Genomic DNA, 15,726 nt, shown 5'->3' with positions numbered 1-15,726 from the left:
ACCCCAGCCGCAGGCTGATTAAACCCTCGCCTCGAATAAGCCGCTTTCCGGAATTACAGGCAATCAGTAAAAATATTCAAAACCGACAAAAACATAATGATTGAGTTCACGGCCGGTGGCGGAATTGCGCCAGACAGCAAGCTGTTCCTTTGCCCGGGCTTCAATAGCGGCATCATCATCAGGATCAAGCGTTTCATCATATTTGTAGATCGAGCGGTTTATATTCGCATTTATATTGCATTCAAAACGGTATCCGGCGCGGAAAACCATGTATCCGCCTGTTTTCAGGACCGGCAGGCGGCAGACCGCGTCAAAACCGACCTGCCATATATATTGCAGCGTATTCTGCGTGAGGAAGGGTGTTGAATCCCAGTATGCATGTCCGGAATCAAGACTGTCATCATTATTGTGAATGGATCCGTCAGTATTATAAATATCTTTTGTAAGATATTCCTTCACCCATTTATATCCTATATTTTCGTTAACATTGCCATGACGGATAAGAGTACCTACAAGATCAATATCAAGCTTTTCAAGCGGACGAAAGGTTGCCTTGAGATTAAAACGGTCAGAGTTTGGGTCAAGAGAGGCCCCGAAACTCTGTCCCGCGTGAGTATAGTTCTGATAATTTATATCGTATTTATTGCGGTTATCGTCGGCCTTATGTGTGTAGCAGTAAGGAGTAACCATTGTATAGTCAAAAGAAACTCTTGTAAAAATTCCCGAAGACGGAGGAGCATAGGCAGCGCCGATCTGGCCGGCAAGCCGCCACTTTGTTTCCCACTGCAGTTTAATTATGTCATTAAAGCTGAGATCATCGGCGTACAGAACTCCGTCAATTTTCAGTCCTTTCAGAGGTTTAACCGTAAAAGTCCCGCCGATAAAGGAGTTGTCATTGAAACCGGTATTCCCCTGGGAAATCATATAGGCTGAAAAGGGAATAAGGTACATAATATCAAATCTGCCGCCGTACATCATTGATTCAAGCACGGAGATTGAAAGCCAGTCGAAAGGATGAAAATCAATGGAATGAAGTGATAAATATTTTTCAGGATAAAACTTATCTGTTTTCACATCATTTGTAGCGCTCAGGGCGTACAGGCTGAGATTAAAAGTCCATTTTGGTTTGTGAATGACAAAAGTAAACTGACCGCTGTGCAGGGCCTGCTGTCCCACAATAACACCGTTTTCCTGAAAAGGCCCGAAAGACCCTCTCATCAGGCCGACCTGAAAATAATACTCGGACGTCCCGACTGCCGCTGATGTGTTCAGTGAAGGAAGGATATAAAAAGAACCTATTCTTGCATTATCTTCTATAATATCACGTTCCGACATCTGATGTTCAGGCAGCAGAGCGTCTGACGGAAGACGGTTGGTTGCCCAGATATCAAGGGAACCGCTTACGGTGAGAAATCTATTCAGCATCAGATTGATATCGACCGCAGGTGCGACTTCCAGCTGCATATCGCCTGACATAAATTCATAGGAAATCTGGGTCTTTCCGCCTACTGAAAAGAAACGGTTAAAAAACCGGCCGTAATGGGATTCGGCTATACCGCGCTGGGTCGCGTCCCCCTGTTCTATAACAGTTTCCAGAATCTGTTTGACGAGCTGAAGTGGATAAGGCCTCGCTGCCGGCAGGGGGCCGACCAGTCCCATAGTTTCCCAGATAACAAGATCCGTATAAAAAAAATCGAGAGGATCCGCCGCGACCTGGGCAAAAGAATTAATTCCGAAGCAGGCTGCAAATAAAAGAATTATCAGCTTTTTTTTCATTATATACCGTCCTAGTTCAGCAGTTTAACAGGAAATATTTTATTTTCAGATTTTCAAAAATCATTACAAACTATACATGAGCTTCGCCGGAAACTCAAGCACAGCGTTATCAGGATTATATTTTAAAATCATGAATAAAGGAAGCTATGGAGGACAATCCATTGGTAATTTTTAACTTGCTGATATTATTTTTTACGTTTGCGGCGCAGTCCGGATCCCGCAGGATTTCGTCAGCCTTATCAAGTATTGCGTCAGGATTCCTGATATACCAGCCCGCATTGTTTTTGACGGCAAATACTATGTTGCCCCATTCCTGGCCCCGGATATAGGTGGAAAAAACAGCCGGTTTCCCAACGGCAAGCGTTTCCATCAGCATTGACGCGCCGCCTTTTGTTATCACACAATCGGCAATATTGAGAAGGTCGGGCATAAATGAGACAAAGCCGAAAACCAGGATATTATCGGTGCCCGCCTTTTTTATCATTCGGGAAATCCGTTCTTTTTGCCGGTCATTGCGGCCGCATACTACAATAAGTTTTTCAGTACTTTTCCGCCTGATAAACGCGTCAACAATTTTTTCGGCCTTTCGTAGCCCCTCGCCTCCTCCTGCAATTAATAAAATCTTTTGATTGTCCGGGACCCCAAAGTTTTTGCGGACTAGTTTTATTTTCTGCGTTTCATACGGGTGATCATATTCGCTCGAAAAAAGAAAGGGAAAAACATGTATCTGTTTTTCCGGATAGGCATATCGCTCTATTGCTTCCCTGCGTAACTTTTCCGAAAAAACAATTACTTCCATATTTTTTTCATAAAACCACAGAGGATGGGCTGTGTAGGGGTCCGTAACGATAGTAATGAGCGGTATTGAAGGGTCAACCTTATTAATGGCCTGGCGGGTAACTATTGTAAGAACCTCATGCATGCAAACAACTTTCGTAATGCCGTATTCCCGGAGCAGATGAATTAAGTGTGTTTCACCGTGCAGGGATACAAAATAATTACCGACCCTGATACTTACGGAAAGACGGGTAAGCTGGTAAAACGCGACATAAAAACTTTCAAGATAATTGGATGTCAGAGCGTATCCATCAACAAAAAACGACCTGCACAGTTTCATTTTTTTGCTGAAGCCGTCAAATAAAAAAACATCAGAGCTGCCCGGATATGAATCGACAATTGTCCGGGCCAGGGCAGCGGCAGGATTAATATGGCCGCTTCCTGTTTCAAGATAGAGAAAGGCAATCCGCTGTTTCATTACAAAATAAACCCGGAACTATTTTTTCTTTGCATTATATTCCTGTATTGTGTCCCGGTAAGCACCGAGAAGTTTTTCTGTCATTGTTTCAATTGTCCATGACTGGGCATGCTTTCTGGCATCAATCACCTTGGCGTCATACAGGGATTTATTTTCAAGCAGATCAAGGACCCGTCCGGTAAATTCTTCAGGATCGTTTTTTACCATAAACCCGCCGTTGTCCCCGCCCATAACCGCGATAGTCCCCATCTCGCCGATAGCCACAACAGGAATACCTGAAAGCATGGCTTCAATTGTGACCAACCCCTGTGTTTCAGTGAGGGAAGGAAAAACAAACATATACGACATTCCGTACACCAGGGACAAGTCTTTGCGGTCCAGATATCCGGAGAAAACGCAGTAATCCGCTAAGCCCATTTCCTCGGCTTCTTCCTGAAAAAAAGGAAGGTCAGGACCATTGCCTGCTAAAAGCAGCACAACATCACCATGCTTTTTGATTATATCGGTCATAATTCTGAACAAAAAAGAAATATTTTTTTCTTTTCCTATACGCCCGGCAAAAAGGAGAATCCGTTTTCCTTTAAGCAGAGGATATTTTGTTTCAAATTCCGCCCGGAACTGCTGTATTTCTTCGGGTGAATTTGAAAATAATTCAGGATCTATTCCTGTCGGAATGAGATAGCTGCTCCGTTTTATCTTATAGCGCCTGAGGACTTCCTGAATCTGGAGGGAAGGCGCGATGATGGTATCGGAACGGGCGGCCGCGGTTTTTATTATCCTGCGCGCAATATACTTAAGCAAAAACTTGGGTAAATACGGAATATAATTTGTAATATAGTCTTCCCACATAGTATGAAAGGTATACACAATCGGAAGAGAATACAGTTTCGCATAGTAAAAACCGAATTCACCGATTACAAATTCGGAATGAATATGAATAATATCCGGATCAAAAACATTAAGCTGTTTTGACACCCAAAACCACTTGTGAAATTTCGCAAGGCGGTCTTCTTTTGAAATAAATATCGAATGAGAGGGTACCCGTATAACAATGGGATCATCATCATGTTCGCGCTTGTCCATAGTCGGTGTCGACATTTGTCTGACTGTTTGCGAATCAGGATAAAAAGAACAGATAATTACAACCTCATGTCCGGCCCTGATGAGTGCACGGGAAAACGATTCCACTGAAACAGTTACACCATTTACCCGCGGCCAGTAGGCATCAGTGAACATAACAATCTTCATGCACGAACCTCTCCATAATATCCTATGTGTTAAACAATAGTACTTTATTTCATATTATACCATACTATTTGAGACTTTTCCGGGATAAGACGAGAATTCAGCCGCTTTACAGACAATTTCTGCGGCCTGACAAAATGAGGCCTGGTATGCTATAGTCAAATAATCTGAATTATCTGACTTTTTCCGATTGTGCGTGTTTTTGCCGTAAAGAATTAGTTAATTCATTACAGCAGAAACTTAAATTAAGGGAGTACATAGTAATTATTATCATGAATGCTGCAGAAAAAAAAGAACTGTTTGACTTTCTGGTAACAGCGGAAGGCTGGTTATCAGAGCGGCGGATAAAAACAGGCGAACCGGTTTTCTCCGATACGTCAAGGAAGAAACAGAATAGCCCGGACAGTATTGAATCCATATATACTGCGATCCGTTCCTGCAAAAACTGCGATCTCGCCGGTAAACGTACTCATGCAGTTCCGGGTGAAGGCCCTGAAAATCTCCGCGAAGTAACCGTTATGGTTATCGGAGAGGGTCCCGGAGCGGATGAAGACGCAACCGGACGGCCTTTCGTAGGAAAGGCGGGCCAGCTGCTGGATAAAATGCTTGCGTCAATCAATTTATCCAGAACGGAAAACTGCTATATTACAAACATTGTCAAATGCCGGCCCCCGCAGAACAGGGACCCGCTTCCCGAGGAAGCAGCCGCCTGCATCGGATATCTGGAAAAACAGATAGCCCTGATCCGTCCCAAAATGATTCTGGCAGTCGGACGTATTGCAACCCAGCAATTGCTTAATACAACAGAGGGTATCAACCGGCTGAGAGGCAGGTTTTTCACATACAGGGAGATTCCCCTCCTCGCGACATATCATCCCAGCGCGCTTTTGCGGAATGAAGAGCTGAAACGTCCTGCCTGGGAAGATCTGAAAATCTTCAGGGCGGAACTTGAAAAACTGCTTGCTACGGACAAAAAATAAAATACTCCGCTGTTCTGCAGCGGAGTATTTTTCTCTCCCGAGGAATTGGTCTCGGGTTTAATACCATGCAATCTATAATAACTAACGTTTTTATAGGTTTTTATAAAAAACGCCGCAGAGCAGCGGGGGTATTCGCGGGTCGCGTAAGCGGCCGTTAAATCGTTACCTTACAGAACCAGCCGCAGGCTGATTAAACCCTCGCCTCGAATAAAAAGGTACCTTGCTAATGAATCAATGGATAGAGGTTTTATTTAACCTCCCGGTAAACCAGGCATTTACATATCGGATTCCTGAAACAATTATATCAGAGATATCCCCGGATATTTCAAACATAGGAAAAAGAGTCGAGGTCCCCTTCGGCTCACGCAAAATTACCGGATTTATAATACAGGAAAGCGACCGGCTTCCGGAAGATTTTTCCCTCACTCCTGAAGCAATAAAACCCATATACCGGATAATAGATGCAGAACCCCTGTTCGGCAGGCAGGAAATACATCTTGCCAGGTGGATGGCATCGTTTTATCTTTGTTCTGAAGGGGAAGCATTGGGAACCATGCTTCCGTCCGGGAAAAAAGAAAGCGAAACAGGGGCATTTTCTTTCAGTGACAGTGATTTTCTGCCATCGGGACATGAGCTTTCTTCCGAGCAGAAACTGGCTGTGGAGGGAATTCTGAGCGGTACGGATGAACGGTCCGTCTATCTGTATGGTATAACAGGTTCCGGAAAAACGGAAGTATTTTTGCAGGCTGCGGAAGCCGTTCTTTCCAGCGGTAAAAGCATAATTTATCTGGTCCCGGAAATAGCATTGACTCATCAGGTTGCGGAAGCTGTTATACAGCGATTCGGAAATATGGCCGCATTGCTTCATTCCGAACTTACAAACAGCAAACGCCTTTCGGAATGGATGCGTATCAGAAGAGGCGAAGCCCGCATTGTAATAGGCGCCAGAAGCGCGGTATTTGCGCCTGTTCAGAATCTTGGCCTTATTATTATTGATGAAGAGCATGACGGTTCATATAAATCGGGAACAACACCAAGGTATCACGCCCGGCAGATAGCAATGCGGAAATGCGCCGATGCCCGCTGTACTCTTGTGATGGGCAGCGCGACGCCTTCCCTGGACGCCTGGTATCAGATAAAAACAGGCGCAATACGCATGTTCCGGCTCAGCAGCAGAATTGCAGGCGGAAAAGAACCGGAGATACGCATAGTCAATCTGAGCGGAAGCGACGGAGCCCTTTCCGAAACACTTATTTCCGAAATCCATGAAGCGAAAGCGGCCTCACGCCAGACAATTCTTTTTCTGAACAGACGTGGTTTTACCCACTTTTTCCACTGCAATACCTGCGGCTATGAAATGAAATGCAAAAACTGTTCGGTCCCTCTCACCCTTCACCGGAAAAAAAACAGCATGAAATGCCATTACTGCGGCTGGCAGACACAGCCGCCGTCCGCGTGTCCTGAATGCGGATCGCTTGATATCGGATATGCAGGATTCGGGACAGAGTTCATTGAAAATGAAGTAAAAAGAGCATTTCCCGGCTTTACGGTCCAGAGGATTGATACGGACAGTCTTGGAAAAAAGAAGATTTAAAAACACTCCTTGAAAATTTCCGGGACGGTAAAACAGATATTCTGCTCGGTACACAAATGATAGCCAAGGGGTTGAATTTTCCCGGTGTCAGACTTGTCGGGATAGCCCTTGCAGACACCGGACTGCATATGCCCGATTTCAGGGCAGCCGAACGGACCTTTGCCCTGATAGTACAGGTCGCGGGAAGGGCCGGACGTTTCTTTCCCGACGGCAGGGTTATTATCCAGACATGGAATCCAAAAAACCCCGCAATTGTTTACGCCAGCCGCGGAGATATAGAAGGATTTTATGCCTATGAACTGGAACAGCGTTCACAGATGGATTTTCCGCCTTTTTCACGTCTGATACGGCTGGTCTTCAGAAGCAAAAACAGCAGAATTGCGGAACAGGGAGCTGCTGAGGCTGCCGGCATACTGAAACAATACCTGCCTCCTGAAGCCGACATTATGGGACCGGCAGAATGTCCGCTTGGCCTTATAGCGGGCAATCACCGTTTTCAGATTATTCTGCGCGCAAAAAAAATGCCTCCGCTCGCAAAAGCTGTCAGGGCCTTTCAGCAAACCCGCAAACCGGTCCAGTCCCTGTATATCGAAATAGATGTGGATCCGGTTAATCTGTTATAAATCACAGATAGCATACGATACGAAATACGATGAGCGATACGATAAGGTATCGTATCGCGGATATGATAAACATCCCCGCGGACACGTACCGCTTTTTGCTGCTTTGCATCTCCTTTTATTCGTGGCGAGGGTATTTTATTGCCGTATCCACAGCTCTGTCAGGTTCATGTATGTATTCTAATGCACTCACGTATTATTTTTACAGCAGATTATTTTATACACCTTTAATTTAAGTTTCTGATATAAAAAATCAGCCAATTCTTTATATCAGAAACACTTAGAATCGGTAATAGTCAAATAATTTAAATTATTTGACTATATCAGACTATTCAAAAACCTGGCTGTAGGTTCCCAGGCTTTGTCACCATACCCGCCGGCCATCAGCCAGGCGGAGGGAATATTTCTCTCCTGCAAATAACGGAAAATGAGTTTATCCCGCTGCAGGCACTGTTCAAGGGTCAATCCAAGAAGGGCACTCGATGGAAGACCGTCTCCTATATACGGATCGGCCCCGTCTACAACAATGGCAAGATCGGGTATTATATTTCCCGATAACTGTTCAAGACCGGCAAGTCCGTCGGCCAGGCGGGAAATATATAATTCTTCTTCCCCTCCGGCAACCGGTATATCAATATCAGAGGGAACAAGCGGAGCCCGGCCTTCCTGCGCACGCGCAAGCGTGTCATGGTCGAGCGGCCAGCCTTCCGCCATATGAACTGAAAGTGTAAATATGTTTTTTTGTCTGTCTATTGTTCTGCGGAATGCAACCAGTTCCGCGGTACCGTCACCTTTATGAGCGTCGACATCTATGATCCAAATGAGCTGCGCGCGGTCTTCTTCCTGAATCCGGCAGGCTGCAATAAGAATATCATTAATGGGGCAAAATCCGGTTCCGCCGTCATAATAGGCATGATGCATTCCCCCTCCGAGGTAATAGCAAAAACCCCTGTAGCCCATCTCACCGGACCCGGACAGCGCCAGTCTGCAGGCCAGATACGTTCCCTCTGTTTGCAGCAATATCTTTTCAAAAAGGGAAGATAAAGGCAGAACCGCTTTTTCGGGACAGAACCTGTTATAATTACCGGATTCATCAATCAGTTCGTAAGCTTTCATGAGAGCAGCAGATAGACCTTCAGGACCTTCACGGTATAATTGCTCCGCATACTCGGGAGAATGGACCCGCGCAACATCACTTCGGGTTATTGAAATATGGCTGTCCTGCAATAATCTGACAGCTTCATCGAATGAATATATTGGACAGCCGGACGTACGGGGCTTTTCTTCCAGAAAGTTTATTATTCTCTGAGCGCGGGAGGCCTCAATAGGGAGCATAATTCCATAATCACGGTATTGAACACTGGTGGAAGGGGCATACAATATCATAGGGCCTCCTGTATTCTTTTTGGAAATCCGGGGCCGGCTCAATACCGTACATCCCATAAAAAAAGGCCGGCCCCCGGTGCTGTCGGCCCTGCGTTACTGCGGCAGGCGGAATATACTATATGCCGGAATTCTTCCGCAGATTTGCCTTTTTCTTCCAAATGTATAAGGGTGCCTGTAATTGATCTGACCATCTTCCACAAAAATGCATTCGCGGAAATTTCAAATATGATTTTTTCTCCCTGGGGAAAAAAAACCGCATTATAAATATAGCGGAAAGTACTGTGACTTTGATCCCCGGCCGCGGCAAAGGTCGCGCAGTCAAGCTCTCCCCGTAAGCAGGACGCCATACTATTCAATCTTGATATGTCGGGAGTCCTGGGCAAAAACCACAGATAGGGCATTTCATAGGCCGGAGGCGTCTTACCGCAGTACAAAAAATACCTGTATGTTCTCGCGCGGGCGTCAAAGCGGGCATGGAATGAATGGGGGCTTCCCTGGCTTCAAAAATACGTATATCGCGCGGCAAAAGCGAATTCAGGGCGGGAATAAATTTTTCCGCGGGAATGCTCCTGATATCCGTATAAAAATTCGCAGCCTGGCCCGCGGCATGGACGCCTGAGTCGGTCCGTCCCGAACCGGTAAGCGGGACCGGATGTCCGTGCATTTTTTCAAGGGCCCGTTCTATTTCTTCCTGAATGGTCCGGTTTTTTACAGCCGTTTTCTGGCTCTGACGCTGCCAGCCGTTAAACTGGCTGCCGTCATAGGAAATGCGCAGCAGTATATTCCGTATATTGCTGTCACTGTTCGGATTCATCTTCGTCGTCAATATCTTCTTCATTGATTTCCGCAACTATATTGTCATACAGCATGCGGGCATGTTCAAGAATAGGTCCGGGTTTGTTTTTTGATGATTTGCCCAGACCGAACATCTTTGCGAGGGAACGCCGCTGGGTTTGAAGCAGTTCTTTTCTTTTTGCCGGGTCCGAGCGGGAACCGTATTTATATTCAAGGAGTGCAGTAAGATATAAGACCCCGTCATATCCGTAATTTTTATCCAGATCAGGGCCGAATGATTTCAGATTTGCTATCATTTCTTTTCCGCTGGTTTCAAGTTCTATTGCATACCGGTAAAAGAAAAGCGCTTTCCGGTAAAAAAGTTTTGCCACATAATCATAATTTTCTTCCGGATATTTTTTTCCAAGTTCAGAAAAAAGCCAGGCCGCCCGCAGGGAACAAACGCCCTGCTTTATTCTCGGAGAATATTTACTGTCAACATATTCGTAGCAAAGCATGGCAAGATAATATGAGGCGGCTCCTTCATTAAGGGTACGGTGTCCGTTAAAATCAAGTTTTGTGAACAGCTGTTTTACTGACTCGATCCGTTCCTGCATATGGTCATTTATTCTGGTCAGGCTTGCCTTGTCAAGAATACAGAAATCCTGGGGAAAAGCGGAATAACTGCATTTCGGACATACCGTCATTGCATATATAAGGGGAAAAACCTCGCCATATTTTGCTGACGGTTCGTATAATCTGCGCAGCTCATCAGTGAGATCGCCCGCTATCATACGTCCTCCGCCTGACTTAAGTTCCTCCCGCTTGAATTTGGTATTGCAGATGGGACATTCTATCTGATCCTTTGCATAGAAAGTTATCGGGGAAAGTTTATCAGGTTTACCCGGGGTATTTTTACTCATATCAGCCGCCTTCTATTACAACCATTGCCAGGGCATTATCACTTTCATGAGTCAGACTCAGGTGAATATTTACACCCCGCGATTTCAGGAAAGCGTCACGGGCGTTCCCGAAGAGAGTCATGCAGGGTTTCCCATTATGGTTATTCACTACAAGGATATTCTTTAAAGTTATCCCGCGTAAACCTATTCCCAGAGCCTTGCCGAAAGCTTCCTTCGCGGCAAAGCGGGCGGCAAGAGAAAGGGTTGCGCCCGCGCCTTTGCGCAGGGCGGCCGACAGCTCCTCGGGATGAAAAAAACGCTCAAGCAGACCGGGGATTTCCATCCAGTGTTCCAACCGTTTTACATGTACAACATCAAGACCTATACCGAGAATCATTCATCCTTCCTTGTAATGGTAAGAATAATTTCAGACGGAGTACTGTCGAGTACCTCAAATGTTCCCGGAATTATCGGATGAACAGGCAGAACATATTCACCGGGAACGGTTATTGTTTCGCATAATACAGTAAGCGCGTTTTCCGGCAATTCCCATCTCGATAGCCGCTTTTCCGCTCCTTTCAGTCTGATCATTCCATACGGAATATTTGCCTCAGCAGTAAATTCCGGACGCAGGTTTTCATAATAAAACGGAACATTGGTGAACTCTTTGATAAGAATGGTTTGTTCAATATTGACCCTGTAATCAACCCGCCCGTCTCCGCCGAGTGTAACCAGTGCCTCCGGATTTACAAGATTTATTGAACCGGAAAATCCCGCATTTCGTCCGAAAAGATCTATTGCTTCTGTTTCTATTTCGGTTATTTTTTCTATGGCCGAGCGGGGTCCGCTCAGATCCATTATGGACGGGGTTACGGTATAACCGGCAAATTCATATCCGGCTTCGGGATACCCTTTGAAAATCGCAACTACAGGTACTTTTTTTTCAACACGGTGTTCAAGCCGCAGGACCAGTTCGGACGGTTCAACCGAAACTTCGAGCGGATTGGCGTTCAGCGCTGTTCCTTTCAGCCGTGTCTGGACCGGAATACGGTATTCGCCTTCGGATGTATAAGCTGTCAGATCAACAAATGGAATTATGTCATTCTCAATTACCGGATATATAGCGTCTATTTCACCGCGCAGGGTTATTTTAACCATTTGCGGATATGCTGAAGCGGGGACAATATCTCCGTTTGATTCAATATGTAAAGGCGCAGAAAAAAACCTGTTTTCAAGAGTACTCATGCGGTAAAACAGAAACAGCAGAAGGGCCAGAGTAAAACATATGATTTTTGCCGGCCAGTGATCAAAGATTATATCAATCAAATTCTTTAGTTTCATTATCCGTTCCTTCTACCGGGACAAATTCGGAGCCTAATTCAAGAATTCCTTCCAGCTGTCTGATTATTTCAACGGAAGAAAGATCGTAATACAGTTTTGAATCATAGGCCAGACTTATTGCACCGGTTTCTTCCGATACAATCATAACAACCGCATCCGTTTCTTCGGTAAGTCCGAGGGCGGCCCGATGCCTTGTTCCAAAGGTTTTCCGGATATCATGCTGTTCCGAAAGCGGCAAAAAACAGCCGGCAGCTATAAGATGTCCGCCCTGAATAATGACGGCCCCATCGTGAAGCGGTGTGTCATGACCGAAAATGGTGACTATAAGGCTGGACGAAAGATCGGCATTCAGCCGTGTCCCGGTCTCCGTAATATCTTTTAATGTATTCCTTCGTATAAATACGGCAAGCATTCCCCTCCGCTGGTTTGAAAGAATTTCAGCTGCAGTCAGCACCGAATCAAGATGGCTGTGTTTCGAGCGTTTTCCCACACGCAGCCAGTCGCTTTGGCCTATCTTCAGGAATATTTTCCGGAGTTCGGGCTGGAAAACAATAACAACAGCTACCAGAAGTCCGGGAGCAAGAATATTCAGCAGCCATAAAAGGGTATTTAACCTGAGTATAAAAGCAACGGCATAAATGGCGAGGACTGAAATCGCGCCCTTGAGCAAATGAATTGCCTGTGTTTTCAGAAGAATTCTGTATACTGTGTACAGCAAACCGGCAAGAATCAGAACATCAAGGAAGGGCTGAATATAACTGTATATGGCACTAAGTCTCTTTATGATTTCCAAAGTTTGAAATCTCCTGTAAAACTGCAAGCATATCCCTGGCCGGAGCAACATCATGAACACGGAGTATCGCCGCGCCATTGAGAACAGCAAGCATATTGGCGGCAAGCGTTCCCGGTAGTCTGTTATCCGTATCCCGGCCCGTAATCTGACCTATAAAAGATTTGCGTGAAAGGGCCATAAGTACAGGGTACCCTTCACTGCCGATTTCCGCAAGCCCTGCAATCAGCGCGCAATTATCTTCATACCGTTTTCCGAATCCTATTCCCGGATCAAGTATTATTTTCTCTTTTTGTATTCCCGCCTGCCTGACAATTTCAGCCCGGTTAAAAAGATACGCGGAAACCTCATGAACAGCATCGGTATAAACCGGATTATTCTGCATATTTTCCGGCTCGCCTTTTTTATGCATTAAAATTACCGGTATTCCGGTCCCGGCGGCAAGCGGTATCATTCCGGGATCATCTTCAAGGGCTGAAATATCATTCAGTATGTCGGCGCCTTCATCAAGGGCAGCTTTCATAACCGAAGAGCGGCGTGTATCTATTGAAATAGGGATTGAAGTATGTTTGCGTATCTCCCTGACAAGGGGGATAACCCTGCGGAGTTCTTCCGCTTCGTCAATATAAACGGAACCGGGTCTGGTGGATTCGCCGCCTATATCCAGCATATCGGCCCCTTCTTCCGTCATGACAAGGGCCCGTTCAAGGCCGGCAGCAAGCGTTCCTGATCGGCTCTGCGCCCAGAACGAATCGGGAGTTGCATTAACAATGCCCATAATGAAAGCAGGAAGGGATGCAGTCAGAATACGTCCTTTTGAAAGACATATCCGGGGATTCATGAATGGGAATCCATCACCATAGTATACCGCAAAGCGGCTACTTCATCCGCAATATGGGCAGGAGAAAGACCGGCAGAGGCCAGAATTTCCGCCCGGGTTCCCTGAGGATAAAAAATTTCATCAAAAGCCATAACCGAAATCTGTTTTTCCGGACAGGACCGCCGTGTTATTTCAGAAAGCGCACAGGAGATTCCGCCTGTTTCAATCCCGTCTTCCACGAAAACGATATTTTTGTACGGCAAAACCGCTTCAAGAAAATAGGCTTCATCAATCGGTTTTATAAAACGGAGCAGATAACAGTCCGCAGGATTTCCGTTCCGCGCAAGTATATTCACAGCCTCATGAACTTCAGGATATATCCCTCCGGTGCAAACAATAAGCGTATCGGAACCGGCCTGATGCGTGAAAATTCCCCGTCCGGCTTCCAGTGGAAGCGAAAATTCCGGCAGTTCAGGAGGACAGGAGGTTTTCGGATAACGCAGAATAACCGGCCCGTTCTGGGAAACTGCCCAGGCAAGCATTTGTTTCATTTCAGCCGCGGAAGCGGGAGAAAGTATGGATACGCCCGGAACAGGGCGGAACAGGGCAATGTCATATAAGCCCTGGTGGGTTTCACCGTCATCAGGAACAGGGCCGGCCCTGTCAAGAGCAAAAACAACCGGCAAATGCTGCAGGGCCACATCATGGATAAGCTGGTCAACAGCGCGCTGTATAAAGGTACTGTATATGGCAACAACCGGCCGTATTCCGCCCGCAGCCAGTCCGGCGGCAAAGGTAACGGCATGCTGTTCGGCTATTCCAACGTCATAAAACCGGGAATGATATTTGCGCTGAAAAGCGGAGAGACCGGTCCCTTTTGACATCGCAGCCGTTATCGCCACGATTTCGGGATTTTTGTCCGCCTCCGCGATAAGGGCGTTTGAAAAAGCCTCGGTAAAACTGATAGTATCGAATTTTTCGACTTTCCCGTCGCGTATACAGAAAGGAGCGACGCCATGAAAGGCGGAAGGATCATCTTCCGCGAGACTGTAGCCCTTCCCTTTTTGCGTTAATGCATGAACAACAACAGGGTGTCCGAGCGCTCTTACATCCCTGAAAACCTTTTCAAGTTCTTTTTCATTATGGCCGTTGAGGGGGCCGACATATTCAAAACCAAGGTCAACAAAAAAATTATCCTTGAAAAGAACTCCTTTCAGGCCCCGCTTGATCCGGTAAATAAATTCTATCAGCGGATCACCTATACAGGGAATCGCGCGGATTGCCCGGTCAACCCGGAATTTAAACCGCTGGTAGTTCGGTCCCATTGTAAAACGGCTGAGATATTCTGATAAAGCCCCGGTATTCGGACTTATGGACATTTTATTATCATTAAGCACGACAATTAAATCATTCATTCCCTGTCCGGCGTGGGAAAGGGCCTCAAAAGCCATTCCGCCTGTCAGGGCGCCGTCGCCGATAACGGCAATAACCTTTGATTTTTTGCCCTGCCGCCTTCTTGCTTCCAGAATACCAAAGGCGGCGGATATTGATGTGGATGAATGGCCGGTATCAAAAAAATCATGGGGACTTTCATCCCTTTTAGGAAAGCCTGAAATACCGTCTTTTTTTCTTATAGTTGAAAACTGTTCGTATCGGCCGGTCAGAAGCTTGTGGGTATAAGACTGATGACCTACGTCCCAGATTATAATATCATCAGGACTGTTAAAAACACGGTGAAGGGCTATTGTAAGCTCAACCACTCCAAGATTGCTCGAAAGATGGCCGCCATTCTGCCCGACAATTTCAATTATCTCCTTCCTGACCTCAGATGAAAGAACTGCAATTTCTTCCTTTGACAGTTTCTTTAAGTCAGCAGGAGATTTTATTCCGGCGAGGATTGATTTATTCATTTCAATATCACTATATCACAGTATAAAGCATTTTCCAAACCCCGCTAAGTTTTAAAAATGACTTTCAAAACCGGCATTTCCGCTGGATCTGAGATTAATACAGTCAAATAATTTAAATTATTCGACTATTTCCGATTCTAAGTGTTTCTGATGTAAAGAATTAGTCTTTACATCAGAAACTTAAATTAACGGAGTATATCAAAACAAAAAGTTTCAAGCATCAACAAATTATGTAAAAAAAAGACCATATCAATAGATATAGTCATTTTTACAGGAAATAAACCGGACATAAAAGAAATACAGGACGAAACAGTATACTGTTTCGTCTTTGCC

11 protein-coding genes and 2 pseudogenes are annotated in these 15,726 nt (G+C 45.6%); 2 read left to right on the top strand and 11 right to left on the bottom strand.

The window, feature by feature from the left end; all coding sequences use genetic code 11:
- Window positions 1-63 precede the first annotated feature (63 nt).
- The 3 genes from K7I13_RS15050 to K7I13_RS15040 form a co-directional block, all read right to left on the bottom strand.
- Entirely contained in the window at window positions 64-1,776 is a 1,713-nt protein-coding gene (locus tag K7I13_RS15050; protein WP_255946928.1) for a hypothetical protein, read from the bottom strand.
- 115 nt (window positions 1,777-1,891) lie between these two features.
- Entirely contained in the window at window positions 1,892-3,031 is a 1,140-nt protein-coding gene (locus tag K7I13_RS15045) for a glycosyltransferase (protein WP_255946926.1), read from the bottom strand.
- A gap of 18 nt (window positions 3,032-3,049) precedes the next feature.
- Window positions 3,050-4,279 carry a glycosyltransferase gene (locus K7I13_RS15040; RefSeq protein WP_255946924.1) on the bottom strand — a complete coding sequence of 410 codons (1,230 nt, stop codon included), beginning with the start codon at window positions 4,277-4,279 and terminating at the stop codon, window positions 3,050-3,052.
- A gap of 269 nt (window positions 4,280-4,548) precedes the next feature.
- Between K7I13_RS15040 and K7I13_RS15035 the strand changes: the two genes are divergently transcribed.
- Window positions 4,549-5,256: a uracil-DNA glycosylase gene (locus K7I13_RS15035; RefSeq protein ID WP_255946922.1), complete on the top strand. Its 708-nt coding sequence runs from the start codon at window positions 4,549-4,551 to the stop codon at window positions 5,254-5,256.
- Window positions 5,257-5,482: 226 nt separating this feature from the next.
- Window positions 5,483-7,473, top strand: a pseudogene (priA, locus tag K7I13_RS15030) (replication restart helicase PriA).
- A gap of 315 nt (window positions 7,474-7,788) precedes the next feature.
- Here the strand turns inward: priA and K7I13_RS15025 are convergent.
- The 8 genes and pseudogenes from K7I13_RS15025 to dxs form a co-directional block, all read right to left on the bottom strand.
- Window positions 7,789-8,856: a histone deacetylase family protein gene (locus tag K7I13_RS15025; protein ID WP_255946920.1), complete on the bottom strand. Its 1,068-nt coding sequence runs from the start codon at window positions 8,854-8,856 to the stop codon at window positions 7,789-7,791.
- Window positions 8,857-8,894: 38 nt separating this feature from the next.
- A pseudogene (truA, locus tag K7I13_RS15020) lies at window positions 8,895-9,670 on the bottom strand (tRNA pseudouridine(38-40) synthase TruA).
- Window positions 9,654-10,553 carry a DUF2225 domain-containing protein gene (locus K7I13_RS15015; RefSeq protein WP_255946918.1) on the bottom strand — a complete coding sequence of 300 codons (900 nt, stop codon included), beginning with the start codon at window positions 10,551-10,553 and terminating at the stop codon, window positions 9,654-9,656. Before K7I13_RS15015 ends, truA begins: the two are co-directional and overlap by 17 nt.
- A 1-nt stretch (window position 10,554) precedes the next feature.
- Complete coding sequence (locus tag K7I13_RS15010) at window positions 10,555-10,929, bottom strand: holo-ACP synthase (protein ID WP_255946916.1); 375 nt, start codon at window positions 10,927-10,929, stop codon at window positions 10,555-10,557.
- Entirely contained in the window at window positions 10,926-11,873 is a 948-nt protein-coding gene (locus tag K7I13_RS15005) for a CdaR family protein (protein WP_255946914.1), read from the bottom strand. The genes K7I13_RS15010 and K7I13_RS15005 overlap by 4 nt, the downstream gene beginning before the upstream one ends.
- The gene (cdaA, locus tag K7I13_RS15000) at window positions 11,851-12,666 is read right to left on the bottom strand and encodes a diadenylate cyclase CdaA (protein ID WP_255946912.1); all 816 of its coding nucleotides are present in this window, start codon (window positions 12,664-12,666) and stop codon (window positions 11,851-11,853) included. Before cdaA ends, K7I13_RS15005 begins: the two co-directional genes overlap by 23 nt.
- The gene (gene folP / locus K7I13_RS14995; protein ID WP_255946910.1) at window positions 12,644-13,504 is read right to left on the bottom strand and encodes a dihydropteroate synthase; all 861 of its coding nucleotides are present in this window, start codon (window positions 13,502-13,504) and stop codon (window positions 12,644-12,646) included. The genes cdaA and folP overlap by 23 nt, the downstream gene beginning before the upstream one ends.
- Entirely contained in the window at window positions 13,501-15,393 is a 1,893-nt protein-coding gene (dxs, locus tag K7I13_RS14990) for a 1-deoxy-D-xylulose-5-phosphate synthase (RefSeq protein WP_255946908.1), read from the bottom strand. Before dxs ends, folP begins: the two co-directional genes overlap by 4 nt.
- Window positions 15,394-15,726: the final 333 nt, after the last annotated feature.

Source organism: Brucepastera parasyntrophica, from assembly GCF_022376835.1.
Classification (GTDB): domain Bacteria; phylum Spirochaetota; class Spirochaetia; order Treponematales; family Treponemataceae; genus Brucepastera; species Brucepastera parasyntrophica.
Note: the sequence above shows the minus strand (reverse complement) of the source record. Positions and strands in the feature narration are given on the sequence as shown.

What these genes read in the sequence shown, in the direction of transcription:
- K7I13_RS15025 (WP_255946920.1), bottom strand. Translation starts at nt 8,856, where the DNA reads ATGATATTGTATGCCCCTTCCACCAGTGTTCAATACCGTGATTATGGA.
- K7I13_RS15045 (WP_255946926.1), bottom strand. Translation starts at nt 3,031, where the DNA reads ATGAAACAGCGGATTGCCTTTCTCTATCTTGAAACAGGAAGCGGCCAT.
- K7I13_RS15005 (WP_255946914.1), bottom strand. Translation starts at nt 11,873, where the DNA reads ATGAAACTAAAGAATTTGATTGATATAATCTTTGATCACTGGCCGGCA.
- dxs (WP_255946908.1), bottom strand. Translation starts at nt 15,393, where the DNA reads ATGAATAAATCAATCCTCGCCGGAATAAAATCTCCTGCTGACTTAAAG.
- K7I13_RS15010 (WP_255946916.1), bottom strand. Translation starts at nt 10,929, where the DNA reads ATGATTCTCGGTATAGGTCTTGATGTTGTACATGTAAAACGGTTGGAA.
- folP (WP_255946910.1), bottom strand. Translation starts at nt 13,504, where the DNA reads ATGAATCCCCGGATATGTCTTTCAAAAGGACGTATTCTGACTGCATCC.
- K7I13_RS15040 (WP_255946924.1), bottom strand. Translation starts at nt 4,279, where the DNA reads ATGAAGATTGTTATGTTCACTGATGCCTACTGGCCGCGGGTAAATGGT.
- K7I13_RS15035 (WP_255946922.1), top strand. Translation starts at nt 4,549, where the DNA reads ATGAATGCTGCAGAAAAAAAAGAACTGTTTGACTTTCTGGTAACAGCG.
- K7I13_RS15015 (WP_255946918.1), bottom strand. Translation starts at nt 10,553, where the DNA reads ATGAGTAAAAATACCCCGGGTAAACCTGATAAACTTTCCCCGATAACT.
- K7I13_RS15050 (WP_255946928.1), bottom strand. Translation starts at nt 1,776, where the DNA reads ATGAAAAAAAAGCTGATAATTCTTTTATTTGCAGCCTGCTTCGGAATT.